Origin of the sequence: Pseudomonas sp. LRP2-20, assembly GCF_024349685.1 — a bacterium.
Taxonomy (GTDB): Bacteria; Pseudomonadota; Gammaproteobacteria; order Pseudomonadales; family Pseudomonadaceae; genus Aquipseudomonas.
In genome coordinates this window covers 4,465,260-4,491,383 of the sequence record NZ_AP025944.1, presented here as the reverse complement: position 1 = coordinate 4,491,383, position 26,124 = coordinate 4,465,260, and the positions used below count along the sequence as shown (strand labels likewise).

Sequence of the window (26,124 nt, the reverse complement as noted above, 5' to 3'; positions counted from 1 at the left end):
CCAGCCCGCAATCGTTAGCATGCTCGCATTGCAAACAGGCGGGTGAGACCCTGATGATCGAGTGGTTGTTGTATATCGTGCTGGGCGCAGGCCTTGGCACCATGGGTGGGTTGTTCGGCATTGGCGGCGGGCTGATCGCCATCCCGGCGCTGGGGGTGTTGTTCGGCCTTGATCAGCAACTGGCCCAGGGCACGGCGCTGGTGATGGTGGTGCCGAACGTGCTGCTGGCACTGTGGCGCTATCACCAGCGCAACCGCATTGAACTGCGCCATGCCTTGCCGTTGTCTCTGTGCAGCTTCCTGTTCGCCTGGCTGGGGTCGATCTGGGCGGTGGGCATCGATGCCCACGCCATGCGCCTGGGCTTTGTCGGCTTCCTGGTGGCGCTGGCGGTATGGAACGTGGCGCGGATATTCCTCAAGGTTTCGCCACCCACTGCCGAGCTGCGCTATGCCTGGCCGTGGCTGGGTGTGCTGGGCAGCTTTGCCGGGACCATGGGCGGCCTGTTCGGTGTGGGTGGGGCGGTGGTGGCAACGCCGATCCTGACCAGTGTGTTCGGCACTACTCAGGTGGTGGCGCAGGGGCTGTCGCTGGCGCTGGCGGCACCGAGCACCTTGGTGACGCTGGTGACCTATGGGGTGCATCACAGTGTCGACTGGGGAGTGGGGATCCCATTGGCGGTCGGTGGGCTGCTGAGTATCAGCTGGGGGGTGAAACTGGCCCATGCGCTGCCAGAGAAGGTATTGCGGGCGATGTTCTGCGTGTTTCTGGTTGTGTGTGCGGTGATGTTGGCGTTTGAACTGTAAGATCGCCGGGGCCGCAAAGCGGCCCCAAATCATTGGAATCCTTCGACGATGTAATCGGCCATGCAGTCGGTGATCGGCGACTGGCTCTGGCTGTTGCGCAGCAGCATCACGTTGGCCACTGGCAACTGCGGTAAGCCTTCGTTCTCGCCAAGTATGCGAATGTTGCCACCTACAAGGCTCTGCAGTTGCGCCGTCACCGCCAGCCCCGCGGTAACGATGGCGAAGATCGCTGCCAGGCTGGGGCTGGTGTAGGCGATGCGGTAATCGATGCCCTGGGCCTCCAGGGCATTGCAGGTCCAGGCGCGGCAGAAGCAGTCGCTGTTGAACAGCGCCAGCGGCATTGGCCGCTGCTCCTGCGGGCAGAAACCTTCGGCGGCGGCCCATACCAGGCGCTCCTGGCGCAACAACTGGCCAACCTCGTTGCCGGGCTCGCGAGTGACGATGGTCAGGTCCAGGTCCTGGCGCAGCATCAGTTGTTTGGAGGAGTCGCAATGCACCTCCACCTGTACCAGCGGGTAAGCCTGGGCAAAGCTGGAGAGAATGGTCGGCAGAAAGCGCATGGCGTAGTCATCCGGTGTGCCGATGCGCACCATCCCGACCATGTGCGGCATGCGCAGGGTGTTGAACACCTCGCCATGCAGCTTGAGGATGCGCCGGGCATAGCCCAGCAGTACCTGGCCCTCGGCCGTGAGCCGGACCTGGCGCCCTTCGCGCTCGAACAGCTGGCGCTGCAGGATGTCTTCCTCCAGGCGTTTCATCTGCATGCTCACTGCCGACTGGGTGCGGTTGACCACTTCCCCGGCGCGGGTGAAGCCGCCTTGCTCGGCGATGGCGACGAAGGTGCGCAGCACGTCGGCATCGAGGCTCTGGTACTGGGACATTGCATCAATCTCCGAGATGCATGGCATCAGAAACATTCGTTGGATTGATCTTAAGCCTGGGCAGAGACTGAAGCCATCAACACGGAGGGCTTCACGATGAAAGGTCAAGTCAGCAGCATCCAGCAACCTGCCTTTTCCCTGAACCACCTGTGGCATGTGGCCCTGGACCGTCCGGCCCGGTGGCTGCAGCTGTACCGCCAGCGCCAGGAACTGGCCAGCCTGAGTGATGCGACCTTGCATGATCTGGGCTTGAGCCGGGCAGACATCCAGCAAGAGGCCGACCGGCATTTCTGGGATGACCCGTTGCGTAAATGAGCTAAGTTTGTCGGTGGACTTGCCGGCCCTTTCGCGGGGCAAGCCCGCTCCCACAGGAACCCATCTTGCCTGAGGCAGTGCTATCCCTGTGGGAGCGGGCTTGCCCCGCGAAAGGGCCGGAACAGACGCCACAAGGAGATCAGGCTTGCCCCTCAAGTTGTCCATCAACCAAGCTCGGCGCCTGGCCCTGTCAGCTCAAGGATTTGGTAAACAGTACGAGTCCGCTCCGGCGCTGCCCGCACTCAAACGCATGCTCCAGCGCCTGGGCGTCGTGCAGATCGACTCGGTCAACGCCGTGGTTCGCTCCCATTACCTGCCGCTGTTCTCCCGCCTCGGCAACTACCCGCCGACCATGCTCGACCAGCTCGCCTGGGGCCGTGGCCGCCAGCGGCAGCTGTTCGAATATTGGGGCCACGAGGCCTCGCTATTGCCCCTCAACCTCTACCCGCTGCTGCGCTGGCGCATGGCCCATGCCGCCGATGGCCGCGGCATCTACCGCCAGCTCGCGCAGTTCGGCCGCGAACGCCAGGACGTGATCGCCCGTGTGCTGGCGGCCGTGCGCGAACAGGGCGCGCTGGGCGCGGGCAGCTTGTCTACCCGTCAGGAGCGGGCCGGCCCGTGGTGGGACTGGAGCGAAGAAAAGCACGCGCTGGAATGGCTGTTCGCCGCCGGTGAAGTGACGGTGGCGGGGCGCCGGGGCTTTGAACGGCTCTACGACGTACCGGAAAAGGTGTTGCCCAAGGCGATTCTCGAGCAGGCGCTGCCGAGCGAAGCAGAAGCCCACCAAGGCCTGATGCTGCATGCAGCCACGGCGCTGGGCGTGGCCACCGAGCGCGACCTGCGCGATTACTTCCGCCTCGAGCCCGGCCAGGGCAGGGCGGCGCTCGACGAGCTGGTCGCCGATGGTCGCCTGCAGCCGGTCGAGGTGCAGGGCTGGAGGCAGCTCGCCTACTGTGCTGGCACGCCGCGCATCCCCCGGCGCATCGACGCCAGTGCGCTGCTGTCGCCGTTCGATTCACTGGTCTGGGAGCGCAGCCGCACCGAGCGGCTGTTCGATTTCCACTACCGCCTGGAAATCTACACCCCGGCGCACAAGCGGGTGTACGGCTACTACGTGCTGCCTTTCCTTTACCGCGAACGCATCGCCGCGCGCCTGGACTTGCGCGCCGAGCGCGCCCTTGGGCAACTGGCGGTGCACGCCGTGCATGCGGAATCGATAGCGTTGGACGAAGAGGGTTATCAAGCCCTGGCGGCTAATCTGCTGCGCATGGCCCAGTGGCTGGGCCTGGAGCGGGTGCAACTGAACTGCCCTCGGGCAGAGGGCAGCCAGTTGCGTCAGGCCTTGCTCAGCGCCGCACCTGCTTGAGGGTTTCGGCGATCAGGAAGGCCAGTTCCAGCGACTGATCGGCGTTCATCCGTGGGTCGCAATGGGTGTGATAGCGGTCGGACAGGGCATCCTCGGTGATCGGCCGGGCGCCGCCGATGCACTCGGTGACGTTCTGCCCGGTCATCTCGATATGAATGCCACCCGCATGGCTGCCTTCGGCCTGGTGCACCTGGAAGAACTGCTTGACCTCATCGAGGATCTGCGCGAAATCGCGGGTCTTGTAGCCGCTGCTGGCCTTGATGGTGTTGCCATGCATCGGGTCGGAACTCCACAGCACCTTGCGCCCCTCGCGCTCGACGGTGCGGATCAGCCTCGGCAGGTGTGCGCCGACCTTGCCGGCGCCCATGCGCACGATCAGGTTGAGGCGGCCGGGGTCGTTGGCCGGGTTGAGCGTGTCGATCAGGCGGATCAGCTCTTCGGGGTTCATGCTCGGGCCGACCTTGACCCCGATCGGGTTGTGCACGCCGCGCAGGAACTCGACATGGGCGCCGTCGAGCTGGCGGGTGCGGTCGCCGATCCACAGCATGTGCGCGGAGCAGTCGTAGTAGTCGCCGGTCAGGCTGTCCTGGCGCACGAAGGCTTCTTCATAGTTGAGCAGCAGCGCTTCGTGGGCGGTGAAGAAACTGGTTTCGCGCAGTTGCGGCGCGCTGTCGAGGCCACAGGCACGCATGAAGGCCAGGGTTTCGTCGATGCGGTTGGCCAGCTGGTGGTACTTGTCGGCCAGCGCCGAGTTGGCGATGAAGTCGAGGTTCCACTTGTGCACCTGGTGCAGGTCGGCAAAGCCGCCCTGGGCGAAGGCGCGCAGCAGGTTGAGGCTGGCGGTGGCTTGGTGGTAAGCCTGCAGCAGGCGCTCCGGGTCCGGCACGCGGCTTTTTTCGTCAAAACCGATGCCGTTGACGATGTCGCCGCGGTAGGCCGGCAGGGTGACGTTGCCGATGGTTTCGTCGCCCGAAGAGCGCGGCTTGGCGAACTGCCCGGCCATGCGCCCGACTTTCACCACCGGGCAGCCAGCGGCGAAGGTCATGACAATGGCCATCTGCAGCAGCACCTTGAAGGTGTCGCGGATCTTCGCCGCCGAGAACTCGGCGAAGCTTTCGGCACAGTCGCCGCCTTGCAGCAGGAAGGCACGGCCCTCGGTGACCTCGGCAAACTGCCGGCGCAGCTCGCGCGCCTCACCGGCGAACACCAGCGGCGGGTAGTTGGCCAGGGTCTGCTCGACCTTGAGCAGGTGCGCGGCGTCGGGGTAGGTCGGTTGCTGCTGGATCGGCAGGGCACGCCAGCTGTCGGGGCTCCACGGTCGGTTCATCACGGGCTCGGTCTTGTCTGTTATAGGCTGCCTGCCATGGTAACAGCGGCGCCGAGCTTGTTGCATCCGGGGCGTTGGCGGACAATGCGCGTTTTTGCGCGGGTGGGTGGCAGGTACATGGCGACGGAGCGGGAAGAGAAGCTGTTGGCCCGGGTCGAGGATGCCTTTGGCGTGGTCAGCGTGTACGAGGTGGAGGATTACCGCTTCCTCGAGTTTGGCGATGCCATCGAGCAAAGCTGCGTGTTCACCGCCGACCCCAGCTGGCTGGAGTATGACTACACCCGTGCCATGCTGGTCGGTGCACTGTGCCATGAGCTGCCGGAGAGTGCGCTGTTTCTCGGCCTGGGCGCCGGCACCCTGACCCAGGCGTGCATGAAGTTCCTGCCGCTGGAAGACATCGAGGCCATCGAGCTGCGCGCGGACGTGCCGCGCCTGGCCATGGAGTACCTGGGCCTGGATGATGATCCGCGTCTGTACGTGCGCATCGGCGACGCCCTGGAGTTGCTGCCCTCGGCCGAGCAGACCGACCTGCTGTTCGTCGACCTTTACACCGACCACGGGCCGGGTGTCGGGCACCTGGCGTGGAATTTCCTCGAAAACTGCCAGAAGAAGCTGAACCCGGGCGGTTGGCTGGTGATCAACCAGTGGGCCAACGACGATGGCAAGCCACTGGGCGCGGCGCTGCTGCGCGGGTTGTACCACCGGCATTACTGGGAGCTGCCGGTGAAGGAGGGCAATGTGATCCTGCTGGTGCCGGCGGACCTTGAGCAGCAACTGGACCTCGACGGCCTGCGGGCGCGAGCCGAGGCGTTGGCGCCGCGCCTGGGGTACAGCCTGGAAGGGTTGATTCGCGAGATTCGGCCCGCCACCTGAAACCGCTTCGCCCTTTTCGCGGGCAAGCCCGCTCCCACAGGTACCGCGCAAGGCTCGGAACAATGCGGTCGTTGTGGGAGCGGGCTTGCCCGCGAAAAGGGCGGCTCGGATTGCAGGCGGGAATCGATTCAGCCGGCCAGGGTTGATGGCCCGATACTGGCCGAAGAGCCAGAAAAATTTACTCACTACCCGGCATTAATTCGGGTATAGTACGCGCCGGTCTTTTAGCGGGCCTCAAAATCAGGTGGTGCAAATCCTCCGAGTCCAGCTTCGGCTGCACGTCCGCTAGGCGGACCTTCCCAAAGTTTTCTTTTTCAATCGTTTTCGCAAATCCCCGCCGACAAAGCTGCCTGGGTGACCGTTCCGGTCTTTCAAGGCATGTGCAGCTTTGCAGCATGGGTCTTTGCGGATGCACTTAGAGGCAGACCCATGACCCAGGAAACCGGCGGCTTCGCCGCTCTCGATCTTAATCCGAACATTGTTGCTGCCGTTCTGGCGACCGGCTACGAAGAGCCGTCCGCCATTCAGCAACAATCGATCCCGATCATCCTCGCCGGTCACGACATGATCGGCCAGGCGCAGACTGGCACCGGCAAGACCGCTGCCTTCGCCCTGCCGATCCTCAACAAGATCGATGTGAGCAAGCGCGAACCGCAAGCCCTGATCCTGGCGCCAACCCGTGAGTTGGCGCTGCAAGTAGCTACCGCTTTCGAAACCTACGCCAAGCAGATGCCAGGCGTTAATGTGGTGGCTGTATACGGTGGCGCCCCGATGGGCCCGCAGCTGCGTGCCATTCGCAACGGCGCGCAAATCGTCGTCGCTACCCCGGGCCGTCTCTGCGACCACCTGCGTCGTGACGAGAAAGTCCTGTCGACCGTGCAGTACCTGGTACTGGACGAAGCCGACGAAATGCTCAAGCTGGGCTTCATGGACGACCTCGAAGTGATCTTCGACGCCATCCCGGCCAGCCGCCAGACCGTACTGTTCTCCGCCACCCTGCCGTCGTCGATCCGCTCGATCGCCGAACGTCACCTGCGTGAGCCCAAGCACGTCAAGATCCAGAGCAAGACCCAGACCGTTACCGCGATCGAGCAGGCCCACCTGATGGTCCACGCCGACCAGAAGATCCCGGCTGTTCTGCGTCTGCTGGAAGTCGAAGAGTTCGACGCGCTGATCGCCTTCGTGCGCACCAAGCAAGCCACCCTGGACCTGGCCGCCGCGCTGGAAGCCAAGGGCTACAAGGCTGCTGCGCTGAACGGTGACATCGCCCAGAACCAGCGTGAGCGTGTGATCGACTCGCTGAAGGATGGCCGCCTGGACATCGTCGTCGCCACCGACGTCGCTGCCCGTGGTCTGGACGTACCGCGCATCACTCACGTGTTCAACGTCGACATGCCGTACGACCCGGAATCCTACGTGCACCGCATCGGCCGTACCGGCCGTGCCGGTCGTGATGGCCGTGCACTGCTGCTGGTCACCCCGCGTGAGCGCCGCATGCTGCAGGTGATCGAGCGCGTGACCGGGCAGAAGGTTGCCGAAGCCCGCCTGCCGAACGCCCAGGCTGTACTGGATGCCCGCATCAAGAAGCTGACCTCGAGCCTGGCGCCGCTGGTTGCCGAAGCAGAAGCCACCCATGGCGAGCTGTTCGACCGCCTGACCGCCGACCTCGGTTGCAGTGCACGTGCGTTGGCTTCGGCGCTGCTGCGCAAGGCCACCAATGGCCAGGCACTGGACCTGGCCGCGGTAGAGCGCGAGCAGCCGCTGGTGCCGAGCTTCGCCCCGCGTGGCGAGCGTGCCGAACGTGGTGAGCGCACTGAGCGCAGCGACCGTGGTGATCGTGGTGACCGCGAGCGTCGCGCGCCAATGCCGCTGGCCGAAGGCCGTGTGCGTTGCCGTACCGCCCTGGGTGCCCGTGACGGTATCGCCGCCAAGAACCTGCTGGGTGCGATCCTCAACGAAGGTGGCCTGGCCCGTGACGCCATCGGCCGTATCCAGGTACGCGACAGCTTCAGCCTGATCGAGCTGCCGGAAGATGGCCTCGAGAAGCTGCTGTCCAAGCTCAAGGACACTCGCGTAGCCGGTAAGCAGCTGAAGCTGCGCCGCTACCGCGAAGATTGATCCTGATGCAATGAAAAAATCCCCGGCCTAGGTCGGGGATTTTTTTTGGCCTGTTCCGGCCTCTTCGCGGGCAAGCCCGCTCCCACAGGGATCGCGCCAGATTCTGGAAATTGAGCAAGACAGTTGCTCCCACAGGATCTTCACAGGCCTTGAGAGCTGTGAGGTTCCTGTGGAAGCGGGCGAGCCCGCGAAGCGGCCATTCAGTCGAACCGGTAGATATCCATTCCCAAAGCCCCCAGGGTGAAGCCCTGGTGCACGATCCCGAACCTGTCCCCGGCCCCCAGGGCAAAGAACAGCGGCAGCAAGTGCTCATCACTGGGATGGTTGCGCGCCGCAAAGGGCGCCTGTTTGCGGTAATCCAGCAGCGCGGCCTGGTCATCTGCCTGCAGCCGCTCCACCACCCAATCCCGGAACGCCAGCGCCCAGGGTTCGATCACATCGGGCCCGGCATGCCAGTCCAGTTCACCCAGGTTGTGCGTGATACTGCCGGAACCGACCAGCAAAACGCCTTCAGCGCGCAGCCCTGCCAGTGCCTGGCCGACCTTGATCTGCAGCGCAGGCCCCATCTGGCTGGGCAAGGAAACCTGGATCACCGCAATGCCCGCATCCGGGTACATCAATGACAGCGGCACCCAGGCGCCGTGGTCGAATGGCCGCTGCACATCCAGGCGCGCCGGCAAGCCTGCGGCGTTCAGCAGTGCACTGACCTGGCTGGCCAGGGCTGGCTCGCCCGGCGCCGGGTATTGCACTGCGTACAGTGCCGGCGGGAAACCGTAGAAGTCGTGCCAGGTCTCTGGCTGCGAGGCGCCGGTTACCTGCAGCTCGCGGCTTTCCCAGTGCGCCGACACCACCACGATCGCCTTTGGCCGGGGCAGGGCGTTGGCCAGCCCGGCCAATGCCGGCCCGCTGGCGCCGGGTTGCAGGGCGAGCATGGGGGAACCGTGGGAGATGAACAGGCTGGGCAGCATGACGGGGGTCCTGAGGGTTAAGATGCAATCATCTTCGATCAACTACTGATCGAAATCCAAACCAAGTTTTGCCGAAAAATTATCAAAAAATCGGGAGTGATCATGGAGCCAGCGTTTTGGCAGCAGCGGTGGGCCGACAACCAGATTGGTTTCCATCAGTCGCAGGTGAACCCATATCTTCAACAGTATTGGCCGCAGTTGCAGCTGGCGCCGGGCAGTCGTGTGCTGGTGCCACTCTGTGGCAAGAGCCTGGACCTGGCCTGGCTGGCAGGGCAGGGGTACCGGGTGTTGGGGGTAGAGTTGTCGCGGCGGGCGGTGGAGGCTTTCTTCCGTGAGCATGGGCTGGAGCCGAAAGTGACGCAGCAGGGCGCTTTCGAAGTCTGGTGCAGCGGTGATGTGCAGCTGTGGTGTGGTGATTTCTTTGCTTTGCGCGCGGAGGATATTGCCGATTGCGCGGCGCTTTATGATCGCGCCGCACTCATTGCCCTGCCGCCTGAAATGCGTGCGCAATACATGCGTTTGCTTTCACAGCTATTGCCGCCAGGTGCCGGGCTGCTGGTGACACTGGACTATCAGCAGGAACTGCTGGCCGGGCCGCCGTTTTCGGTAGCGGATGATGAAGTGCGGCGTGGGTTTGTAGGTTGGCAGGTGGAGGCGTTGGAGGCGCAGGAAGTGATCGGGGAAAGCCCGAAGTTTCAGCAAGCCGGAGTGAACAGCCTGGTCGAACGCGTGTACCGCGTACAGTTCTGAGCGAAAACAAAAGGGCAACCGAAGTCGCCCTTTTCTATTGCCAGTGTCCCGTGGATCAACCGCGGCGGCGCAGGGCCTCGATGCGGTCTTCCAGTGGCGGGTGGCTCATCAGCAGTCCGGCCAGGCCGTGCTTGAGGCCGCCATTGATACCGAAGGCCTTCAGGGTGTCGGGCATGTGCACCGGCAGGCCTTGCTCCACGCGCAGGCGCTGCAGGGCGCCGATCATCGCGGCGGTACCGGCCAGTTGCGCGCCGGCTTCGTCGGCACGGTACTCGCGGCGGCGCGAGAACCACATGACGATCATGCTGGCGAGGATGCCGAGGATCAGCTCGGCGACGATGGTCGCCACGTAGTAGGCGATGCCCTGGCCTTCTTCGTTCTTGAAGATCACCTTGTCGACGAAGTTGCCGATGATGCGGGCGAAGAACATCACGAAGGTGTTCACCACGCCCTGCACCAGCGCCAGGGTGACCATGTCACCGTTGGCCACGTGGCCGATCTCGTGGGCCAGCACGGCACGCACTTCATCAGGCGAGAAACGCTCCAGCAGGCCCTGGGACACAGCTACCAGCGCGTCGTTGCGGTTCCAGCCGGTGGCGAAGGCGTTCGCCTCGTAGGCCGGGAAGATACCCACTTCGGGCATCTTGATGCCGGCTTCGCGGGACAGCTCCTCGACCGTTTGCAGCAGCCACTGCTCGTGGCGGGTGCGCGGCTGGCTGATGATCTGGGTGCCGGTGGTCATCTTCGCCATCCACTTGGAGATGAACAGCGAGACCAGGGAGCCGGCAAAGCCGAACACGGCGCAGAAGACCAGCAGGCTGCTGAGGTTGAGGTCAACCCCGTTGGCGGCCATGAACCCGTTGAAGCCGAACAGGCTCAGGGTAATGCTTGCAACCAGCACCACCGCGAGGTTGGTGGCTACAAACAACAGAATGCGCATCATGGTTGTTACGTTCTCCTGACGGATGAGTTGTTGCTTACTGCGGGGTATATAAGGTCCCGGCCGCAGCGATTCAATCGGGCGACTATTTCAAACTGTGTACGGCGGAGTATGGCAGAGGATGGCGTGGGGGCTGTGAGACAGAGCGTTGCAGGATGTAAGAAACGGTGCATGCCTTGAGGTTTGCGGGGTCTGGGAGATCGAGCGCCGCCCGCGCGGCGCATCGCGAGCTGCGCTCGCTCCTACGTTTGTTTCGGGCCAGTAACGCCTGTAGCAGGCGCGCGCGACCGCCTGGTTCAGGCGGAGCGATACCGCGCCAAGTGCCAAAGCGTCCGCGCGCAAATCCCCCAGGAATAATTGGCCCGAAACAAACGTAGGAGCGAGCGCAGCTCGCGATGCGCCGCGCGGGCGGCGCTCGATCTCGCCAACACCACAAATCTCCCGGCGAACCTTACTGCGAATAGGTCCGCAGGAAATTGCCAATCCGGCCAATCGCCGCTTCCAGGTCATCCACCCGCGGCAAGGTCACCACGCGGAAGTGGTCCGGCCACGGCCAGTTGAACGCGGTGCCCTGAACGATCAGCAGTTTCTCCGACAACAGCAGGTCGAGGGCGAACTTCTCGTCGTTGAGGATCGGGCAGACCTTCGGGTCGATCCTCGGGAAGGCATACAGCGCGCCCATCGGCTTCACGCAGCTGACGCCCGGGATGTCGTTGAGCAGCTCGTAGGTGCGGTTGCGCTGTTCCAGCAGGCGGCCCGGCGGCAGTACCAGGTCGTTGATGCTCTGGTAGCCGCCCAGCGCGGTCTGGATAGCATGCTGGGCCGGCACGTTGGCGCACAGGCGCATGTTGGCCAGCATGTCGATGCCTTCGATGTAGCTCTGGGCGTGGTGCTTGGGCCCGGAGATGATCAGCCAGCCGGAACGGAAGCCCGCGACCCGGTACGACTTGGACAGGCCGTTGAAGGTCAGGCACAGCAGGTCCGGGGCCAGCGACGCGGTGCTGATGTGCACGGCTTCGTCGTAGAGGATCTTGTCGTAGATCTCGTCGGAGAACACCACCAGGTTGTGCTGGCGCGCCAGTTCCAGCATGCCCAGCAGCAGCTCTTTCGAATACACCGCACCGGTCGGGTTGTTCGGGTTGATGATCACCAGGGCCTTGGTGTTCGGGGTGATCTTGGCCTTGATGTCCTCAAGGTCCGGGAACCAGTCGGCCTGCTCGTCGCACAGGTAATGCACCGGCTTGCCACCGGCCAGGCTCACGGCGGCGGTCCACAGCGGGTAGTCGGGGGCCGGGATCAGCACTTCGTCGCCGTTGTTGAGCAGCGCCTGCATCGACATCACGATCAGCTCGGACACGCCGTTGCCGAGGTAGATGTCCTCGATGGTGACGCCCTCGATTTCCTTTTGCTGGCAGTACTGCATCACCGCCTTGCGTGCGCTGAACAGGCCCTTGGAGTCGCTGTAGCCCTGGGCGGTGGGCAGGTTGCGGATCACATCCTGGAGGATTTCGTCTGGCGCTTCGAAGCCAAACGGCGCCGGGTTGCCAATGTTCAGCTTGAGGATGCGGTGGCCTTCCTCTTCCAGGCGTTTGGCGTGCTTGAGCACCGGGCCGCGAATGTCGTAGCAGACATTGGCGAGCTTGTTCGATTTGCTGAACTGCATGATGTGATCCCGATTGAGAATACGCGGCGCGCCGCCGTCGAAAGGTTTGAAAGGGCGAGGCGCGGGTGCCAGACTTGAGGCCTTGCACACGAAGCCAACTAATATACGTGCCACCCGCGTTACGGAAAAGACGGCGCGAGGTGAAATTCAGCCTGCCGAGGTTCACTTATGCAAAAGATCGACAAGACACTGGAAGAATGGCGCGCCATGCTCGACCCTGAGCAGTATCAGGTGTGCCGCCTCAAGGGCACCGAACGGCCGTTCAGCGGCAAGTACAACAGCGAGCGCCGCGCCGGCGTCTACCATTGCATCTGCTGTGGCCTGCCGCTGTTCGACTCGCAGACCAAGTTCGATGCCGGTTGCGGCTGGCCGAGCTTCTACGCGCCGATCGAAGAAAGCGCGATGATCGAGATCCGTGACACCTCCCACGGCATGATCCGCACCGAGGTCACCTGTGCCCAGTGCGATGCGCACCTGGGCCATGTGTTCCCCGACGGCCCGCCACCGACAGGCCTGCGCTACTGCATCAACTCGGTGTGCCTGGACTTCAAACCCCGCGACGGAGCCTGAAAATGGCCGGATCGATGCTGGATATCCCCTGCGTGACCCTGGGCGGCGAGCAGAAAACGCTCGGCGACTTTGCTGGCAAGGCGCTGCTGGTGGTCAACACCGCCAGCCAGTGTGGCTTCACCCCGCAGTACCAGGGCCTGGAGCAGCTGTGGCGGGACTACCGCACGCGTGGCCTGGTGGTGCTGGGCTTCCCGTGCAACCAGTTCGGCAAGCAGGAACCGGGCGATGCACGGGAAATCGCGCAGTTCTGCGAAGCCAATTTCGGCGTGAGCTTTCCGCTGTTTCGCAAGATCGAGGTCAATGGCCCAGGCGCCCATCCGCTGTTCGTCGCACTCAAGCAACGCGCCCCGGGCCTGTTCGGCACGCAGAAGATCAAGTGGAACTTCACCAAGTTCCTGGTGGACCCGGCCAGCGGCAAGGTCAGCCGTTACGCGCCGAGCACCAAGCCCCAGGCACTGGAAGCCGACATCGAGCGCCTGCTCAGCCGCTGAGCGGTACCCAGTGGTCGATCAGCGCCAGCAGTTCCTCGCGGCGGAACGGCTTGGCCAGGTAGTCGTTCATGCCCGCCGCGCGGCAACGCTCGCGCTCCTCGGGCATGGCGTTGGCGGTCAGGGCGACGATCGGCAGTTCTGGCCAGCGCCCGCTCTGGCGAATGCGCCGGCTGGCCTCGTAGCCATCCATCACCGGCATGTTGCAGTCCATCAGCACCAGGTCGAAGTCTTCCCGCTCCAGCCATTCCAGGGCCTCGACGCCCTGGGTGGCGACCTGCACCTGGCAGCCGAGCTTGGCCAGCATGCCCTTGGCCACCAGCTGGTTCACCGGGTTGTCCTCCACCAGCAGGATGCGCGCGCGGCCCTCGCTGGTCGTGAGCAGCGGGGTGGCCAGCGGGTGCTCAGGGGCATGCCCCTGCAAGGTCCGGCGCAGGGTCTGGTACAGCGCATTGCGCGACAGTGGCCGGGCCAGCTGGTGCAGCGGCGCCAGTTGCGCCGATTGCTCGGCGGGCAGGAAATTGCCGTAGGCCGTCACCAGCAGGATCGGCGCCTGCAGCGCAGGGCGTAGCTGGAACAGTTGCTGCAGGTCGTCGGTGATCAGCAGGTCGATGTCATGGCCGAATGCAGCGCTGCTGTCATGGCGTTGGTAGTCGAGCCCCCAGGCGGGTAACAGGCCCTGCAGCAGTTCGCTGAGGCCGCTGCCAGGGTCGCTGAGGGCGAGGACCTTGCCCTGCAGGGCTGGCGGCGCAACGGCCTCGGTGTGGGTGGGCAACGGCAGTTCGGCGCTGAAGCGGCTGCCAAAGCCAGGCTCGGACTGGATATGCAGGTGGCCCTGCATGGCCTTGCACAGGTTGCGGGTCAGGGCCAGGCCCAGCCCGGTACCACCGTATTGGCGGGTGATGCCGGCGCCCGCCTGGGTGAAGGGCTGGAAGATCCGCGCCTGGGCCGCTTCGGGGATGCCGATGCCGGTATCGCGCACTTCCAGGCGCACGCCACCGACAATGCGCGTCAGGCGCACGTCGACGCGGCCGAAGCGGGTGAACTTGAGGGCGTTGGACAGCAGGTTGCTGACCACCTGGCGCACCCGCGTGGGGTCGCCGAGCACTGAACTGGGGAAGTCGCCGGCGATCAGGCAGGTCAGCTCGACGCTTTGCGCGGCGTTCTGCGACAGCAGGTTGGCGGTGTCCTCGACCATGGCACCCATGTCGAAGGGGATGCGCTCCAGTTCCAGCTGCCCGGCATCGAACTTGGACAGGTCGAGAATATCGTTGAGCAATTCCACCAGCACCTTGCCCGAGTCATGGGCGATCGACAGTTGCTGGCGCTGTTCGCCGGCCAGCGGGCTGTCCAGGGCCAGGGCGATCATGCCGAGCATGCCGTTGAGCGGGGTGCGGATCTCGTGGCTCATGTTGGCCAGGAAGGCGGCGCGCGCCTGGGCCATGTCGAGGGCGCGCTGGCGCGCCTCTTCCAGCTCCTGGTTGGACTGGCTGAGGCGGCTGTTGCTGGCCTTGAGCTCTTCGGTGCGGGCCGAGACGATGTCTTCCAGTTCGTTGAGGTACTGGGTCAGGCGGTTTTCCGCGGTGCGCCGCTGCTGGATCTCGGTGGCCATGCTGACGAACTGCTGATTGGCGACCTTGACCAGTACGCCGATCTCGTCGAGTTCGTGGCCGGGCGGGCAATCCACCCGGGTTTGCCCGGGTTGGCGCGGGTCGCGGCCGGTGAGGGCGCCGATCACCGTCACCAAGGGCTTGGTCAGCATCATGTAGAACAGCGCCAGGAGAATGCCGGTGAGCACCAGGCTGCGGGCAAAGCCGTTGAGCAGGGTGACCCCGGCACGGTCGAGGAAGCGCCCGCCGAAGGCGTAGGTGTCGACATCCAGGTACAACGTGCCGAGGTATTCCTCGGGCATGTGGGTCAGGTACAGGCGTTCCTTGAACTGGCGCTTCTCGCCGAACAGGAAATCGCTCAGTGGCCGGTAGCGGTCCTGCAGGCGCGGGCGCTCGACATCGGCCAGCACGGTCTCGTTGTTGTCGATCAGCCGTGCACGGATCACCGCCGGCGACTCCAGCAGGCCTCGGGTCAGCTCCAGCGCCAGCTCCGAGTCGATGTTGTAGGCGATGCGCGAGGCCGGATTGTGGCTGATCTGCAACAACGCCTGCACTTCGCGGTTGATGGATGCGTCTTCGCTGGCATAATCGATGCCGATCTGGATGAGACTGAGCAATGTTCCCAGGATGAAGCCGACCAGGACTGTCAACCGGGCTTGCTTGTATGACAGGCGATTGGTGAACTTGATATCCATGGGTCCCGAGCCGGTTTCACGTCCCTTGCGCTGCGCAAGCATAGCCGAACAGCCCCGGCTGCTGGTGGGTCTGTCACACATTCAGCCTTGATTGTTCTACTGGCTGTGCCGGCCTCTTCGCGGCTGAAGCCGCTCCCACAGGTTTATCACTGCCCTTGAGGCCTGTGGTGTTCCTGTAGGAGCGGCTTCAGCCGCGAAGAGGCCGGCACAGCAGCCCCGAATCTGAATTTGCAGGAGCCCTGATGGACGCTCGCTTGATTGCTTTCCTGGACCGCGCCGAATCGGTGCTGGCACGTCTCGAACCCCTGTTGCCGGCACCACGCCCGGACATCGACTGGGCCACCACCCTGGCTGCGCGCTGGCAACGCGATGGCCGCACAGGCTACCTGATGCCCCTGGAAGTCAGCCTGGACATCCGCCTGACCGACCTGATCGGGGTCGACAGGCAACGTGATCAGCTGGGCCGCAACACCCACCAGTTCATCAACGGCTTACCGGCCAACCACGCCTTGCTGTGGGGCTCGCGTGGCACCGGCAAATCTTCGCTGGTGCGCGCCCTGCTGGCCGAGCATGCAGGTGCCGGGCTGCGCCTGATCGAAATCGAGCGCGACCACCTGGCCGACCTGCCACGTGTCGTCGAGCAGCTGCAAAAGCTGCCGCAACGCTTCATCCTGTTCTGCGACGACCTGTCGTTCGAAGCCGGGGAGGGTGATTACCGCGTGCTCAAGAGCGTGCTCGATGGCTCGCTCGAACAGGCGCCAGACAACGTGCTGCTGTACGCCACTTCCAACCGCCGCCACCTGGTGCCGGAGAAGGAAAGCGACAACGAGAACTGGAAGCGTGTCGACGGTGAACTGCACCCCAGCGAAGCGGTGGAAGACAAGATTGCCTTGTCGGACCGTTTTGGCTTGTGGCTGTCGTTCTACCCGTTCACCCAGGAGCATTTCCTCGACGTGGTCGAGCACTGGATCGGCCAGTTGGCACGCCCCGCCGGCCTGGCCTGGCAGCGTACCGAAGAACTCGACATCCTCGCCGTGCGCTGGGCCACCGGCCGCGGCAACCGTAATGGCCGTTGTGCCTATCAGTTCGCCCGCTACTGGGTCGGGCTGCAATTGCTGGAGCAAAAGTAAACATGATCGACCTCAATGCCAGTGGCGCTGGCCTCGACGGCTACAACCTGCTGGCGGCGCAAGTGCAGGCGCTGTTTGCCGACGAACGCGACTTCATCGCCAACGCCGCGCAGTTTTCGGCGTTTCTCTACAACCAGGTGGACGACCTGAACTGGGCGGGCTTCTACCTCAACCGCAACGAAGAGCTGGTGCTCGGCCCGTTCCAGGGCCAGGTGGCCTGCGTGCGCATTCCGTTCAGCAAGGGCGTGTGCGGCGCGGCGGCGGCCACCCGGCAGACCCAGCGGGTCGAGGATGTGCATGCGTTCCCGGGGCATATTGCATGTGACAGCGCGTCGAACAGCGAGCTGGTGATTCCGCTGGTGAAGGCAGGGCGGTTGATTGGTGTGCTGGACCTCGACAGCCCGAAACTGGCGCGCTTCAGTGAGGCGGATCAGGTGGGGCTGGAAAGGTTGGCAGCGATCTTCCTGGAGTTGACCGACTGCTAATGTGGTTCAGCCTGTAATGGCCTCTTCGCGGCTAAAAGCCGCTCCTACAGGACTGTGCATTCACTGTGGGAGCGGCTTTGGCCGCGATGAGGCCGGTACAGGCTTCAGGGTCAGTCGTAGATCACCCGCTTTTTCCAGGTCTCGTCCTCATCGGTCTTGAGCCCCTGGGTCAGTTCGTTCTGTTCGTTCTCCGCCGGCTCCATCTTGTCCAGCACCTGGGCATTGGCCCGGGCCAGCAGTTTCTCCAGGTACGTCAGCTGCTCTTCATACACTTTTGGCTCCGGCTGCTTGCGCAGGTACTGCACGCCGCGCTCGAAAGCCAGCCGCGCCTGGCCCGGCTGTTCTTGCTGCAGCGCCTGCTGGCCGAGGTTGTTGAAGAACTCGATATGCAGCAGCACCAGGATGTGGCGGATCTCCTTGACCCAGTGCTTGCCCTCAGTGTTCTGCAGGACGTTTTCCTGGGTGGCCTTGACGATCTGGGTGTGCAGCGCTTCGAGCAGGAATCGCACATCCTTGGCCTTGACCTCGGTCTGGATCGGGCTGGGCGGGTTGTTCACCGGGATCCTTTCGCCCTGGGCGATCAGCCCCTCGAGTTCGGCGATGCGCGCCTTGAGTTCGCTGCTGTGCTTGTCCAGCGCCAGGCGCCGCTGGTTGAGGTTCAGCTCCAGGCGGGCCAGCACCAGTTTCAGCGCCGGGGTCATGAACTGGCCGGGGAAGGTCTCGGTGATTTCGCCACAACGGCGGACCCGGTCGGCCAGGTCGATCTTCAGTCGCGCACGTTCGAGCTTGCTGTTTTCGACCACGTTGTTGAGGTAGCCGATCACGATCAGCAACGCGATACCCGCCACGATGAGCAGAGTGATCAGAAGTGGTGTCACCGTTAACGCCTCATCAAGAAGTTTTGCTTAATAGAGTGTAGTGCCAGCGGCCGCTGCCGCGAAGGGACCAGCGCGGTAGCCTTGTTGCACTTTGTCGGCTGACTGCCGCATTCCTCGAGTGATGGCACTTTGCGACGACTGTGTCAGAAAATCAACGCCAATCCTTCGGCATGCCCTGGCGGCGCCTTCTATAGGTACCGAAGTCATTGATTTAAATAAATTTATAGAAAGGGGTTGACGCCTGTTCGAAGCCTCCATAGAATGCGCGCCACTTGCAGCGTAAAGCACACAGCGAAACGCGGCAGGGAGTGAAAGCAGGCAGTAATGCCAGCAGCGTGTCCCCTTCGTCTAGTGGCCTAGGACACCGCCCTTTCACGGCGGTAACAGGGGTTCGAGTCCCCTAGGGGACGCCAAATTGCGGGAATAGCTCAGTTGGTAGAGCACGACCTTGCCAAGGTCGGGGTCGCGAGTTCGAGTCTCGTTTCCCGCTCCAGTTTATCCGGCAACGCTTCGGCGAGGCAGGAAAAGAAAATCCAGGCTGAATCGTGAGGTTCTGTTCTGGTGCACTGAAAAGTGTTGTGTGTCCCCTTCGTCTAGTGGCCTAGGACACCGCCCTTTCACGGCGGTAACAGGGGTTCGAGTCCCCTAGGGGACGCCAAATGCGGGAATAGCTCAGTTGGTAGAGCACGACCTTGCCAAGGTCGGGGTCGCGAGTTCGAGTCTCGTTTCCCGCTCCAGTTTAAATACTGTGGCGTCTATGCGGTGCAGTGGTGGTGAAGGTCGTAATGGCGCTTCACGCCGAGAGTTGTAAAGCTTCAAATTGCGGGAATAGCTCAGTTGGTAGAGCACGACCTTGCCAAGGTCGGGGTCGCGAGTTCGAGTCTCGTTTCCCGCTCCAAATCGAAAAACGCCATCTCTTACGAGGTGGCGTTTTTTTTCGTCTGCCGAAAACCGCACTCAGCCAATCTGCCAGCCCGGGGCGCCTGCCACCAGGGTGCCGCCGTGGCTGGTGCTATCACCGTCCCTGGCGGCCGGCTGGCCCTCGATCATCGTGCAGGCGGCGCCGGTTTCGATGATTGCACCACAGCTGACCCTGTCGCCCACCCGCGCGATGGCCCTGCCGTTGACGAGTGTCGAGCTTGAGCCGGTTTCCACGGTGCCTTCGCCGTGGAGGGGGCAGACATGCAGATCACCTACGAGTATGACGGCTTTCATTTGCGCTTCCTTTTGTTGGGTTGAATGGGGCGTTCCTCAAAGGCTTCTGGTGGTGCGGGCGCTGCACGAACGTTGAACAGCCGGCAGATGACATACCAGCAGAGGGCGACCGTGAGGTTGTAGGGGAACAGCACGAACCAGAACGGCAGTTGCCAGTTCTTCTTGCCCTGCATTTCACCGGGCTCGCCGGTTCGCCAGGGCGCGTAGTGACGCCAGGCTTCGGCCGGGGTCAGGCAGATGGCATGGAGCGGTTTGTGCCACCAGTTGGGTGGGCCGGGCGGGGGGAGCTTGTCGGGGCCGTGGTCCATGAAATGGCGCAGGTATTCCCAGACTTCGGCGACGTGTTTGAGGTCGGATTCGGTGGGTTCGTTGCTGTCTGTCCAGAGGCAGTCTTTTTGATGGAGCGTGCCGTCGGCTCGGTAGGGGGCGAAGGCAAGGGCGTAGCTGGTGCTGAAGGATGAACCGCCGAATTCGGTGCGTTTGAAGAGCCCGCCAGCGATGTTGTTCCAGTCGAATACGATAAGTTTCTTGCCGCGTTGGTAGAGGATTTTTTTGGTAGAGCGATTGAAGTATATTTGTGAGAGGTTTTTTATGTAGTAAATCCGATAAGCTAGAAAGGGTGAGAAAATGAATGGTGTAAATATATATATGGCTATTGAATGGGCGTCTGAAATTATCAGTGGACGATATTCGTTGTCCAGGATTTCAGGGTAGGTAAATAGGGCAAGTGTTGCGAGCATGGCGGTGTAAAGCTTTCCCATGAATACGGAGTCCGATACCCAAGGGTTTCGCAAGGATAAAATATGCGTATCAATGCTCGCAAGCTGGTCGGTGATGTAAGCACGGTATTGAGTTTTGGTGTGAGGCGTGAACAGCCATAAAATAGCCATAATTATCTCGATAGGGAAAATAGTGATTGAATAACCGCTTCACCATCTAGGCCAGAACCTGGTTGGTAGGAAATGCTTAGTGTGATGTCTGCGTGGTAAGGTGGCGTGATCTTGAAATTAAGTATCAAGCCGCCAGAGACTTCATGGCAAATAGGGTTGTCTGAAAGTGTTGATATATGATCGCCATTCTGACTTCTAAATATAGTGGCGCTCCACTGGCTTTGTCCTAGTACGAAGCCTTTCAAAAGCACCGTGAACTCTACTGTGGGTGGAGTGCTATCAACCTCGTTGTGGGTGATGGAAGTCCAGTTTGGGAGAGACCAGTAGCTATTGTCAGTCCATTTGCTATCTAGGTTTTCGAATCCTAATGCTTTTGCTTCTTCAGAGGAGATGAGAATGGGGGAGTAGTACGTGTCATACCAGGCTTTGACTTCTTCCTTTAAGCTCTGGAAGCCAGGAAGTTTTTTGTTGTGATCTAGCTTTAAGTTGACTCGGTTTTCTCCGTCATTAAGGCGAGTGCCGAATATGCTTCTGCTTACCCAGAGTTCTAACGGGCTATGTATCCTCTCGCTTGCCTTCGCATGGAGATATAAGCCTCCTGCTAATATGGTCGCTCCTACTAATACAATAGCTGCGGCAGCCCAACCGGCAAAAGGAATTACTAAAGTCGCTCCCGCAATTGCTAGGCTGCCCTCAAGGGTGAGGACGGCGCCTGCGGCAACAGCACCACCCCCATAGAGTGTGAGCTGAGCAGATGTAGGATCCCCCTGTTCTTTCTGTCGTCTATATTTCGCTATATCTGAAAGTAAACTCATAATTATTGCGGGGTAACCAGAAAGCCTGGCAAATAAGTTACTTCCCATAAACTTGATCAGCCCATTACCAAACGCCATCCCCGGCAACGTGCTGCTCAATCTCAACACCAACGCCTTCTGCGTCGCCCGCACACTGACCAAGGTCGCTGCCGCCGCGCCGATCACCCCGAAAATCGATGCCGCAAACCCGGTCGTGTATTCCGGCGCATTGCTCCTTTGCAAACTGTGGTAGGCATTCTGTAGTGAGATCACGTTGAACCAGAGCATCCCGGCGTTCAAACCACCCCCGCCGCCGGAGGTCAGCAGCCCGAGAAAACTCGGCTTGGCCCGCGCCGTCGTCGTCAGCTCCAGCGTCACCGTCCTGCTCCCGGAGATGCGCAGTTCCTTCATCTCTTGAACCTGCGCCATCCCCTGCTTCAGATACCGCTCCACCTCCTGACTGAACGGATTCTCCCGAATCGCCTGATCGGTAACCTTGTACCGCGCGCCCAGCAGCCCCAGCGCCTTCTCGGCATTGCCCTCCTGCGCTGCCGCCAGCACCTGCTGGCGCAGGCTGTGGCTGGCATCCCAGCGGGTCTGCCCGCGCATGCGCTTGAGCACCACGGCATGCACCGATTGGGCGGTGAGGTCAGTGATGCCGGCAATGGCCGGGAAGCGCCCGGCCAGGCCTTCGATCACGTTGTCGCCACCACCGAGCAGGGTGCCGACCGAGTCCGCCTTGTCCTTGAATGGGTTGAACGGTGCCAGGGCGTCGTACAGCGGGCTGTCGTGCTGGTCCAGCCACTGCTCCAGGCGCTTGAAGCGTGGGTCCAGGTCTTCGAGCCCGGGTGTCGGCTGGCTCATCGGGTGGATCAGCAGTGCCAGGGCGACTTCCAGGCCGTAGGCCGAACTGCGTTCGTCGCGGTCATAGCAGGCCAGGGCGGCGGCCAGGCTGTCAGGGTCGTCCAGGTGCGGGGCTTCGGCACTGGCCAGCCAGGTGTCGTGGTCGTCGCTGGCCTGCAGGGCCAACAAGCGCCGGGCGCTGATGCGCTCCTCCAGTTCGTCGCGCTCGGCCAGGAACTGCAAATACTTGTCGCTATCGATGCGCTGCCCCAGGCGTGCGCCCTGGGGGGAGTAATCCGGGTGGGTGAGGGTCAGGTAACGTGCGCTGGCCGGGGACAGGGCGGGGCCGGTACGTTTGAGCCCCAGGCGGAAGGTGGCCAGTTGCGGGTTGTCGGCATCCGCCGGGTACAGGCTATGCAGGGTCTTGTCCAGGAGCATGGCCACCAGGTTGCGGTGGTGAAAGTCGCGGCTCCTGCGGCTGAGCTGCTCGGCATCCAGGCGAAAGCAGGCCGGGACGCGGCTGTGCTCGGGACCTTCGACGGGCTTGAGGTGGGGCAGGGGCTCGTTGGGCATCAGGTCGCGCAGCTGGTGCTGGTAGGCCGAGACCGTCAGGCTGAGGTCCAGGGCCATGCCTTCGGCGTCGGCGAGGGCGACCACCACCGGGACTTTCGGCTGGGCACCGGGGTAATGGCGGGCCACGCCGACGAGGTTGCCGATGGGCAAGCTGCCGTCGAAGGCATGGCTGCTCCAGCTCAGCGGCATGCGCTGGTCGGCGGGCTTGTAGTCCTCGACCCAGCTGGCCAGGGCGCTGACCAACAGCACGTGGGGCTGGCTGGAGGGGGCCGGGTTGCCATTGATGAGCTCGGCCATGTCCAGCCGGCGCATGTGGCGTTGACGCTGGCTGAGCGAGCCGGTGATGCGGGCGGTGGTGGCGTTGGTCCACAGGTGCGGGCTGTAGGCGATCCACACTTCCCTGGCAGTGTCCTGGCAGGTATCGGCCCAGACCCAGCCCATGGCCCGGCTGCCCTGGAAGCAGTCACGCCGGTGGTAGTGCTCCAGGCAGCGGTAGCGCAGTTCCTTGTACAGGCCTTGGCCGTTGTACTCATGAATGGACAGCTTTTCGCCGCGGGGACCTTTCATGAACACGTAGACGTAACCCGGGCGCAGGGCGCGCAAGGTATAGCTGGAGTGGTGCAGGGCCGGGAAGTCTTGCGCGAGGTTGAAACCGGCATCGGCGTAGCGGTAGTCGGGGGTCTCGGCGGAACGTGGGACGATGGCGTAGCGTACTGGCAGGATGGGGATGCGGGCGCTGCAGGCGGGGGCGGACGTGGCTTGGCTGATGTAGGCGCTAGTCATCGCAGGGCTCCTTGCTCTGTACCAGTGACAGCAGGTCGCGAAGCCGCTGCTGGGGCGATTCATCGAGGTTGTTGTAGATTTTCGAAGCCGGTTTATCGCTCATCAGCCACATGTGCCTGGCCATCAGCCGAAGGAGTTGGCCAGCGACCTCCTCGTCGCGGAAATGGATGGCATGCAGCTGCGGCAGCAGTCCTTCAACCCACTCACGGGTAGCCGCCAAGGTCTGGCTGGCAAAAGCTGGCATGCCCGACACCTCGTGGGCCAACGACAGGACGAAATGCTCATGCAGGCCTGCTTGCAGGCGGTCCAGTTCGGGCTGGTAAAGCGTTAGCGCTGGCTCTGATCGCGAACGGGCGATCGTGGGGGTGTTTTCAAGCGTCTTCCACTCATGGGCTGGGCCATGGTTCACGCGCCATGCCAGTGATGAGACGGGCCCCAGCCAGGTGCGGCGATAGTCGTCATCCAGCGCGTCCAGCCAGGCGGCAAGATTGTCTGGTGTGATCTCGAAGGTGGCGGCACCCTGGTCCGGGAGGATCACCTGCACCAGGCTGGCAAAGTGCTCGGCCAAGATTGGGAGGTCGGCGTCGGCGTCCAGCGCAATGGCACCGCCGACCGGCATCCAGGTTGAAATGGCATGGGCAAGCAGCTCAGGTGCTTGCGACACATCGACCAGCAGCGGGCCGAACTCGTGTTCCTCGTCCAGGGCGCTGCCCTGCCAAACCCAGGCATGGCGAGTGTGCTGGCTGACCTCTCGGACAAGGTCCATTACCGAAGGCGCAAAGGCCGGCAACACCTCGCCATACTGCGGTACGGGTCGGTAGCTCCAGCCCTCGAGCGTGCGGGTCATGAGCAGTAGATAGCGGCAGCCTCGCGCAAAAAACGGCCCGGGGCGGGGATGCGATGGCTGTGCGTTCATTGGCCGGGTCCTCGTAGGCAACGGCAGTCCTGCAGGGCGCAGGTGCCATCGGGGCGGCGCCCGCACTGGCGTTCCAGCGGCTTGCCGGTGACGGGCGCATGGGTGATGGAAAAAGGGTGGCTGGCGCCGCCGGCGGATTTGAGCAGTTCGCCATTGATGCGCAGGGTCGGGCTGTCCAGGGTGATCCCGGATTCGTCGATGCGGATCGAGCCCCCCGGGCCCTGAAGGATCAGGGCGTCGGCTGCGCGCAGTTCGTAGCGCCGGGTGCGCCGGCGGATGGCCACTTTTGCCTCCAGCCCGGCGTGCCCTTCGACCTGCTGTTCCAGGTTGCCGCCGATACGGGCGTGGTGATTCGCGGTGATCTGGTCGAGGCGATGATTGCCGATGCTTTCAACGCGGTCCTTGGCCACCTGGATCGACTGGTTGCGGCCGACCTGGAGAACGGCGTCTTGCCCGATGACGACCCGCTCGTCGTTGCCGACGTTTTCGCTGCGGTCGTGGCCGATGCTGACGCTTTCGTTGTGGCCGACCTGCTCGGTGCGGTCATTGCCGACCTGGGTGCTCTCGTCGTGCTTGACGATATTGTTCTGGTCCCGTTCGGCATGGATGAACACCTCCTGGCGCCCCAACTCGTCCTCGAAACGCAGTTCGTTGAATCCATCGCCTTTGTGGGTCTGGCTCTTGATGGTCATGCGCGTCTTGTGTTCGGGCAGGTCATACGGCGGTAGCTGATTGCCGCAATAGGTGCGCCCGGTGATCATCGGCTGGTCAGGGTCGGCATTGACGTACTGGATGATCACGTCCTGGCCGATGCGCGGGATGGCCATCGCGCCCCAACTGCCGCCGGCCCAGCCCTGAGAGACCCGCACCCAGCAGGAGCTGAATTCGTTGTCGCGGCTTTCCCGGTCCCACGGGAAGCTGACCTTCACGCGGCCCCACTCGTCGCAATAGATCTCTTCGTTGCGTGGGCCGACCACGGTGGCCATGTGCGGGCCGTCGATGCGTGGCTTGGGCAGCGGTTTCGGCCGCCATTCGGCCATGCCGGGCACCAGGGTGGCGGTTTGCGTGTAGTGCGTGCCGCGTTCGGCGTCCGCCGCTTCTTCTTGCAGGCTGGTAAATTGCGAACCCTCGTGGGTGACCTGGATCACCCGCCAGAGCACATTGAAGTCGTCACGTGGGTGGCCGGTGAGGGTGAACGCGCGGCCTGCCTGCAGGCGGATGTCATCGCCGTCGACTTCGGCAAGCCGCGCATCGTGGCGCAGGCCCATGAGCCGGGTTTCGGTGAAGGGTTTACCCGCGGCATCGCGCTTGTAGCGGCCCGGGTAGTCGAAACGTTCGTAGTCGCTGCTCTGGTGCGCCAGTTGGGGCGCGTGGGCCGTATGCTCCTGGCGGTATGCCGGGTTGGTGAAGGTGTAATCGCGTTGCACCTGCCGCGCCGTGCGCACCTGCTCGGTGTAGTGCAGGCGGCGCAGGCAGGGTGTGGCTGGGTCACCACCGCCGTTGGAGTGGTACAGCACGGTGTTGGGATCAAATGGCTCATCGCCATCTGCGAAGCCTTCGTCGTCATCTTCGGGCCTGATCGCACCGCGCCCGATCAGGCCCAGCGCCAGCAGGCGGTCGGTCATCAGCAGCTTATGGTGCTTGGGCGTGTGCTCGAAGCTGTAGACGATGCCTTCTTCGGCGGCGAGGCGGGCGATGAAGTCCAGGTCGGTTTCACCGGCCTGGACACAGAATTCCCGCACCTGATGACGCTCGGCGAAGCTGATATCGAACGCGTACTGGAGAATGCCCTGTCGCTTGAGCATCAGCTCAAGGATCTGCGGCACGGTCTTATGCTGGAAGATGCGCCAGTTCGAACGCAGGGCGGCACGGGCCAGTTGGGGTTCGACGCAGGCGTGGTAATAGGTGCGGTAGAAGCCGCTTTTGCCCTGGCTGAAGCGGCTGACCAGGCCATGGACATAACGCACCGGGCGTTCAGCGTGGTAGACGGTGAACAGTACCGGTTTGTCGAGCAGATGGCCGAAGTCGACGTCGTTCTCGTAGCTGATCAGTGTCAGGTCCAGTTCGAACGGTTGGCTTATCCCTTCCTTGAAGGTGAACGACACCACTTCAAATTCGATGTTGCCCACGAAGAGCTCAAAACTGAAACGCAGATCGGATTGCCTGAACATCAGAGATCCTTTTCTTCACGTGAAAAAGCCTGACAACGCGCACGGGCGTGGCGCGTCACTCGAAACGATGAGGTGAAAC

General features: G+C 62.9%; 22 protein-coding genes and 5 tRNA genes. 15 read left to right on the top strand and 12 right to left on the bottom strand.

What is annotated here, in order from left to right; all coding sequences use genetic code 11:
* Window positions 1–53 precede the first annotated feature (53 nt).
* Entirely contained in the window at window positions 54–803 is a 750-nt protein-coding gene (locus tag OCX61_RS20135; protein WP_261941075.1) for a sulfite exporter TauE/SafE family protein, read from the top strand.
* 29 nt (window positions 804–832) lie between these two features.
* On the opposite strand, the gene OCX61_RS20130 is transcribed toward OCX61_RS20135, so the two are convergent.
* Window positions 833–1,684 carry a LysR substrate-binding domain-containing protein gene (locus OCX61_RS20130; protein WP_261941074.1) on the bottom strand — a complete coding sequence of 284 codons (852 nt, stop codon included), beginning with the start codon at window positions 1,682–1,684 and terminating at the stop codon, window positions 833–835.
* Between the two features lie 96 nt (window positions 1,685–1,780).
* Here OCX61_RS20130 and OCX61_RS20125 point away from each other — a divergent pair, with 96 nt between their 5' ends.
* The gene (locus OCX61_RS20125; protein ID WP_261941073.1) at window positions 1,781–1,999 is read left to right on the top strand and encodes a DUF1127 domain-containing protein; all 219 of its coding nucleotides are present in this window, start codon (window positions 1,781–1,783) and stop codon (window positions 1,997–1,999) included.
* A 145-nt stretch (window positions 2,000–2,144) separates the two neighbouring features.
* Window positions 2,145–3,365 carry a winged helix-turn-helix domain-containing protein gene (locus tag OCX61_RS20120; protein WP_261941072.1) on the top strand — a complete coding sequence of 407 codons (1,221 nt, stop codon included), beginning with the start codon at window positions 2,145–2,147 and terminating at the stop codon, window positions 3,363–3,365.
* Here the strand turns inward: OCX61_RS20120 and OCX61_RS20115 are convergent.
* The gene (locus OCX61_RS20115; protein ID WP_261941071.1) at window positions 3,346–4,692 is read right to left on the bottom strand and encodes a class II 3-deoxy-7-phosphoheptulonate synthase; all 1,347 of its coding nucleotides are present in this window, start codon (window positions 4,690–4,692) and stop codon (window positions 3,346–3,348) included. The two genes, OCX61_RS20120 and OCX61_RS20115, sit on opposite strands and share 20 nt — an antisense overlap.
* Window positions 4,693–4,809: 117 nt before the next feature.
* Between OCX61_RS20115 and OCX61_RS20110 the strand changes: the two genes are divergently transcribed.
* Both OCX61_RS20110 and OCX61_RS20105 read left to right on the top strand, forming a co-directional pair.
* Window positions 4,810–5,565: a spermidine synthase gene (locus tag OCX61_RS20110; protein ID WP_261941070.1), complete on the top strand. Its 756-nt coding sequence runs from the start codon at window positions 4,810–4,812 to the stop codon at window positions 5,563–5,565.
* A 429-nt stretch (window positions 5,566–5,994) separates the two neighbouring features.
* Window positions 5,995–7,683: a DEAD/DEAH box helicase gene (locus OCX61_RS20105; RefSeq protein WP_510177795.1), complete on the top strand. Its 1,689-nt coding sequence runs from the start codon at window positions 5,995–5,997 to the stop codon at window positions 7,681–7,683.
* 200 nt (window positions 7,684–7,883) lie between these two features.
* On the opposite strand, the gene OCX61_RS20100 is transcribed toward OCX61_RS20105, so the two are convergent.
* On the bottom strand, window positions 7,884–8,651 hold the full coding sequence (locus tag OCX61_RS20100) for a DODA-type extradiol aromatic ring-opening family dioxygenase (protein ID WP_261941069.1): 768 nt from the start codon (window positions 8,649–8,651) through the stop codon (window positions 7,884–7,886).
* A 102-nt stretch (window positions 8,652–8,753) separates the two neighbouring features.
* On the opposite strand from OCX61_RS20100, the gene OCX61_RS20095 reads away from it, so the two are divergent.
* Window positions 8,754–9,401, top strand: coding sequence for a thiopurine S-methyltransferase (locus tag OCX61_RS20095; RefSeq protein ID WP_261944343.1), 648 nt, complete (start codon window positions 8,754–8,756; stop codon window positions 9,399–9,401).
* Window positions 9,402–9,456: 55 nt separating this feature from the next.
* Here the strand turns inward: OCX61_RS20095 and htpX are convergent, their stop codons facing one another.
* Together htpX and OCX61_RS20085 are read right to left on the bottom strand one after the other, a co-directional pair.
* Window positions 9,457–10,344, bottom strand: a complete 888-nt coding sequence (htpX, locus tag OCX61_RS20090) for a protease HtpX (protein WP_023661073.1) — start codon at window positions 10,342–10,344, stop codon at window positions 9,457–9,459.
* A 448-nt stretch (window positions 10,345–10,792) separates the two neighbouring features.
* Window positions 10,793–12,004, bottom strand: coding sequence for a pyridoxal phosphate-dependent aminotransferase (locus OCX61_RS20085; RefSeq protein WP_012313392.1), 1,212 nt, complete (start codon window positions 12,002–12,004; stop codon window positions 10,793–10,795).
* A 168-nt stretch (window positions 12,005–12,172) separates the two neighbouring features.
* On the opposite strand from OCX61_RS20085, the gene msrB reads away from it, so the two are divergent.
* On the top strand, window positions 12,173–12,574 hold the full coding sequence (gene msrB / locus OCX61_RS20080) for a peptide-methionine (R)-S-oxide reductase MsrB (RefSeq protein WP_261941068.1): 402 nt from the start codon (window positions 12,173–12,175) through the stop codon (window positions 12,572–12,574).
* 2 nt (window positions 12,575–12,576) lie between these two features.
* Complete coding sequence (locus tag OCX61_RS20075) at window positions 12,577–13,065, top strand: glutathione peroxidase (protein WP_261941067.1); 489 nt, start codon at window positions 12,577–12,579, stop codon at window positions 13,063–13,065.
* Here OCX61_RS20075 and OCX61_RS20070 read toward each other — a convergent pair.
* Window positions 13,055–15,409: a hybrid sensor histidine kinase/response regulator gene (locus OCX61_RS20070; protein ID WP_261941066.1), complete on the bottom strand. Its 2,355-nt coding sequence runs from the start codon at window positions 15,407–15,409 to the stop codon at window positions 13,055–13,057. The two genes, OCX61_RS20075 and OCX61_RS20070, sit on opposite strands and share 11 nt — an antisense overlap.
* A 200-nt stretch (window positions 15,410–15,609) precedes the next feature.
* Between OCX61_RS20070 and OCX61_RS20065 the strand changes: the two genes are divergently transcribed.
* Together OCX61_RS20065 and msrC are read left to right on the top strand one after the other, a co-directional pair.
* Window positions 15,610–16,497: an ATP-binding protein gene (locus tag OCX61_RS20065; protein WP_261941065.1), complete on the top strand. Its 888-nt coding sequence runs from the start codon at window positions 15,610–15,612 to the stop codon at window positions 16,495–16,497.
* A 2-nt stretch (window positions 16,498–16,499) separates the two neighbouring features.
* Window positions 16,500–16,982, top strand: a complete 483-nt coding sequence (msrC, locus tag OCX61_RS20060) for a free L-methionine (R)-S-oxide reductase MsrC (protein WP_261941064.1) — start codon at window positions 16,500–16,502, stop codon at window positions 16,980–16,982.
* 110 nt (window positions 16,983–17,092) lie between these two features.
* Here the strand turns inward: msrC and OCX61_RS20055 are convergent, their stop codons facing one another.
* The gene (locus tag OCX61_RS20055; RefSeq protein ID WP_261941063.1) at window positions 17,093–17,860 is read right to left on the bottom strand and encodes a hypothetical protein; all 768 of its coding nucleotides are present in this window, start codon (window positions 17,858–17,860) and stop codon (window positions 17,093–17,095) included.
* Between the two features lie 337 nt (window positions 17,861–18,197).
* Here OCX61_RS20055 and OCX61_RS20050 point away from each other — a divergent pair.
* From OCX61_RS20050 to OCX61_RS20030, 5 genes are all read left to right on the top strand, one after another.
* Window positions 18,198–18,273: transfer RNA gene (locus OCX61_RS20050), tRNA-Glu, on the top strand.
* Window positions 18,274–18,277: 4 nt separating this feature from the next.
* Window positions 18,278–18,353 (top strand) — tRNA-Gly (locus tag OCX61_RS20045).
* Between the two features lie 89 nt (window positions 18,354–18,442).
* Window positions 18,443–18,518 (top strand) — tRNA-Glu (locus tag OCX61_RS20040).
* 3 nt (window positions 18,519–18,521) lie between these two features.
* A tRNA-Gly gene (locus tag OCX61_RS20035) sits at window positions 18,522–18,597 on the top strand.
* Window positions 18,598–18,682: 85 nt separating this feature from the next.
* A tRNA-Gly gene (locus OCX61_RS20030) sits at window positions 18,683–18,758 on the top strand.
* 59 nt (window positions 18,759–18,817) lie between these two features.
* Here the strand turns inward: OCX61_RS20030 and OCX61_RS20025 are convergent.
* The 5 genes from OCX61_RS20025 to OCX61_RS20005 are packed head-to-tail and all read right to left on the bottom strand — an operon-like array spanning window position 18,818 to window position 26,045.
* A complete protein-coding gene (locus OCX61_RS20025) occupies window positions 18,818–19,075 on the bottom strand; it encodes a PAAR domain-containing protein (protein WP_261941062.1) in 258 nt (85 codons plus the stop codon).
* Window positions 19,072–19,965 (bottom strand): DUF6708 domain-containing protein, encoded by an 894-nt coding sequence (locus OCX61_RS20020; protein ID WP_261941061.1) that lies wholly within the window; start codon window positions 19,963–19,965, stop codon window positions 19,072–19,074. The genes OCX61_RS20025 and OCX61_RS20020 overlap by 4 nt, the downstream gene beginning before the upstream one ends.
* A gap of 2 nt (window positions 19,966–19,967) precedes the next feature.
* Window positions 19,968–22,958: a T6SS effector BTH_I2691 family protein gene (locus tag OCX61_RS20015; RefSeq protein ID WP_261941060.1), complete on the bottom strand. Its 2,991-nt coding sequence runs from the start codon at window positions 22,956–22,958 to the stop codon at window positions 19,968–19,970.
* Complete coding sequence (locus OCX61_RS20010) at window positions 22,951–23,874, bottom strand: DUF4123 domain-containing protein (protein WP_409261769.1); 924 nt, start codon at window positions 23,872–23,874, stop codon at window positions 22,951–22,953. Before OCX61_RS20010 ends, OCX61_RS20015 begins: the two co-directional genes overlap by 8 nt.
* Complete coding sequence (locus tag OCX61_RS20005) at window positions 23,871–26,045, bottom strand: type VI secretion system Vgr family protein (protein WP_261941058.1); 2,175 nt, start codon at window positions 26,043–26,045, stop codon at window positions 23,871–23,873. The genes OCX61_RS20010 and OCX61_RS20005 overlap by 4 nt, the downstream gene beginning before the upstream one ends.
* Between the last annotated feature and the right edge of the window lie 79 nt (window positions 26,046–26,124).

What these genes read in the sequence shown, in the direction of transcription:
- OCX61_RS20135 (WP_261941075.1), top strand. Translation starts at nt 54, where the DNA reads ATGATCGAGTGGTTGTTGTATATCGTGCTGGGCGCAGGCCTTGGCACC.
- OCX61_RS20130 (WP_261941074.1), bottom strand. Translation starts at nt 1,684, where the DNA reads ATGTCCCAGTACCAGAGCCTCGATGCCGACGTGCTGCGCACCTTCGTC.
- OCX61_RS20125 (WP_261941073.1), top strand. Translation starts at nt 1,781, where the DNA reads ATGAAAGGTCAAGTCAGCAGCATCCAGCAACCTGCCTTTTCCCTGAAC.
- OCX61_RS20115 (WP_261941071.1), bottom strand. Translation starts at nt 4,692, where the DNA reads ATGAACCGACCGTGGAGCCCCGACAGCTGGCGTGCCCTGCCGATCCAG.
- OCX61_RS20110 (WP_261941070.1), top strand. Translation starts at nt 4,810, where the DNA reads ATGGCGACGGAGCGGGAAGAGAAGCTGTTGGCCCGGGTCGAGGATGCC.
- OCX61_RS20105 (WP_510177795.1), top strand. Translation starts at nt 5,995, where the DNA reads ATGACCCAGGAAACCGGCGGCTTCGCCGCTCTCGATCTTAATCCGAAC.
- OCX61_RS20100 (WP_261941069.1), bottom strand. Translation starts at nt 8,651, where the DNA reads ATGCTGCCCAGCCTGTTCATCTCCCACGGTTCCCCCATGCTCGCCCTG.
- OCX61_RS20095 (WP_261944343.1), top strand. Translation starts at nt 8,754, where the DNA reads ATGGAGCCAGCGTTTTGGCAGCAGCGGTGGGCCGACAACCAGATTGGT.
- htpX (WP_023661073.1), bottom strand. Translation starts at nt 10,344, where the DNA reads ATGATGCGCATTCTGTTGTTTGTAGCCACCAACCTCGCGGTGGTGCTG.
- OCX61_RS20085 (WP_012313392.1), bottom strand. Translation starts at nt 12,004, where the DNA reads ATGCAGTTCAGCAAATCGAACAAGCTCGCCAATGTCTGCTACGACATT.
- msrB (WP_261941068.1), top strand. Translation starts at nt 12,173, where the DNA reads ATGCAAAAGATCGACAAGACACTGGAAGAATGGCGCGCCATGCTCGAC.
- OCX61_RS20075 (WP_261941067.1), top strand. Translation starts at nt 12,577, where the DNA reads ATGGCCGGATCGATGCTGGATATCCCCTGCGTGACCCTGGGCGGCGAG.
- OCX61_RS20070 (WP_261941066.1), bottom strand. Translation starts at nt 15,409, where the DNA reads ATGCTTGCGCAGCGCAAGGGACGTGAAACCGGCTCGGGACCCATGGAT.
- OCX61_RS20065 (WP_261941065.1), top strand. Translation starts at nt 15,610, where the DNA reads ATGGACGCTCGCTTGATTGCTTTCCTGGACCGCGCCGAATCGGTGCTG.
- msrC (WP_261941064.1), top strand. Translation starts at nt 16,500, where the DNA reads ATGATCGACCTCAATGCCAGTGGCGCTGGCCTCGACGGCTACAACCTG.
- OCX61_RS20025 (WP_261941062.1), bottom strand. Translation starts at nt 19,075, where the DNA reads ATGAAAGCCGTCATACTCGTAGGTGATCTGCATGTCTGCCCCCTCCAC.
- OCX61_RS20020 (WP_261941061.1), bottom strand. Translation starts at nt 19,965, where the DNA reads ATGGCTATTTTATGGCTGTTCACGCCTCACACCAAAACTCAATACCGT.
- OCX61_RS20015 (WP_261941060.1), bottom strand. Translation starts at nt 22,958, where the DNA reads ATGACTAGCGCCTACATCAGCCAAGCCACGTCCGCCCCCGCCTGCAGC.
- OCX61_RS20010 (WP_409261769.1), bottom strand. Translation starts at nt 23,874, where the DNA reads ATGAACGCACAGCCATCGCATCCCCGCCCCGGGCCGTTTTTTGCGCGA.
- OCX61_RS20005 (WP_261941058.1), bottom strand. Translation starts at nt 26,045, where the DNA reads ATGTTCAGGCAATCCGATCTGCGTTTCAGTTTTGAGCTCTTCGTGGGC.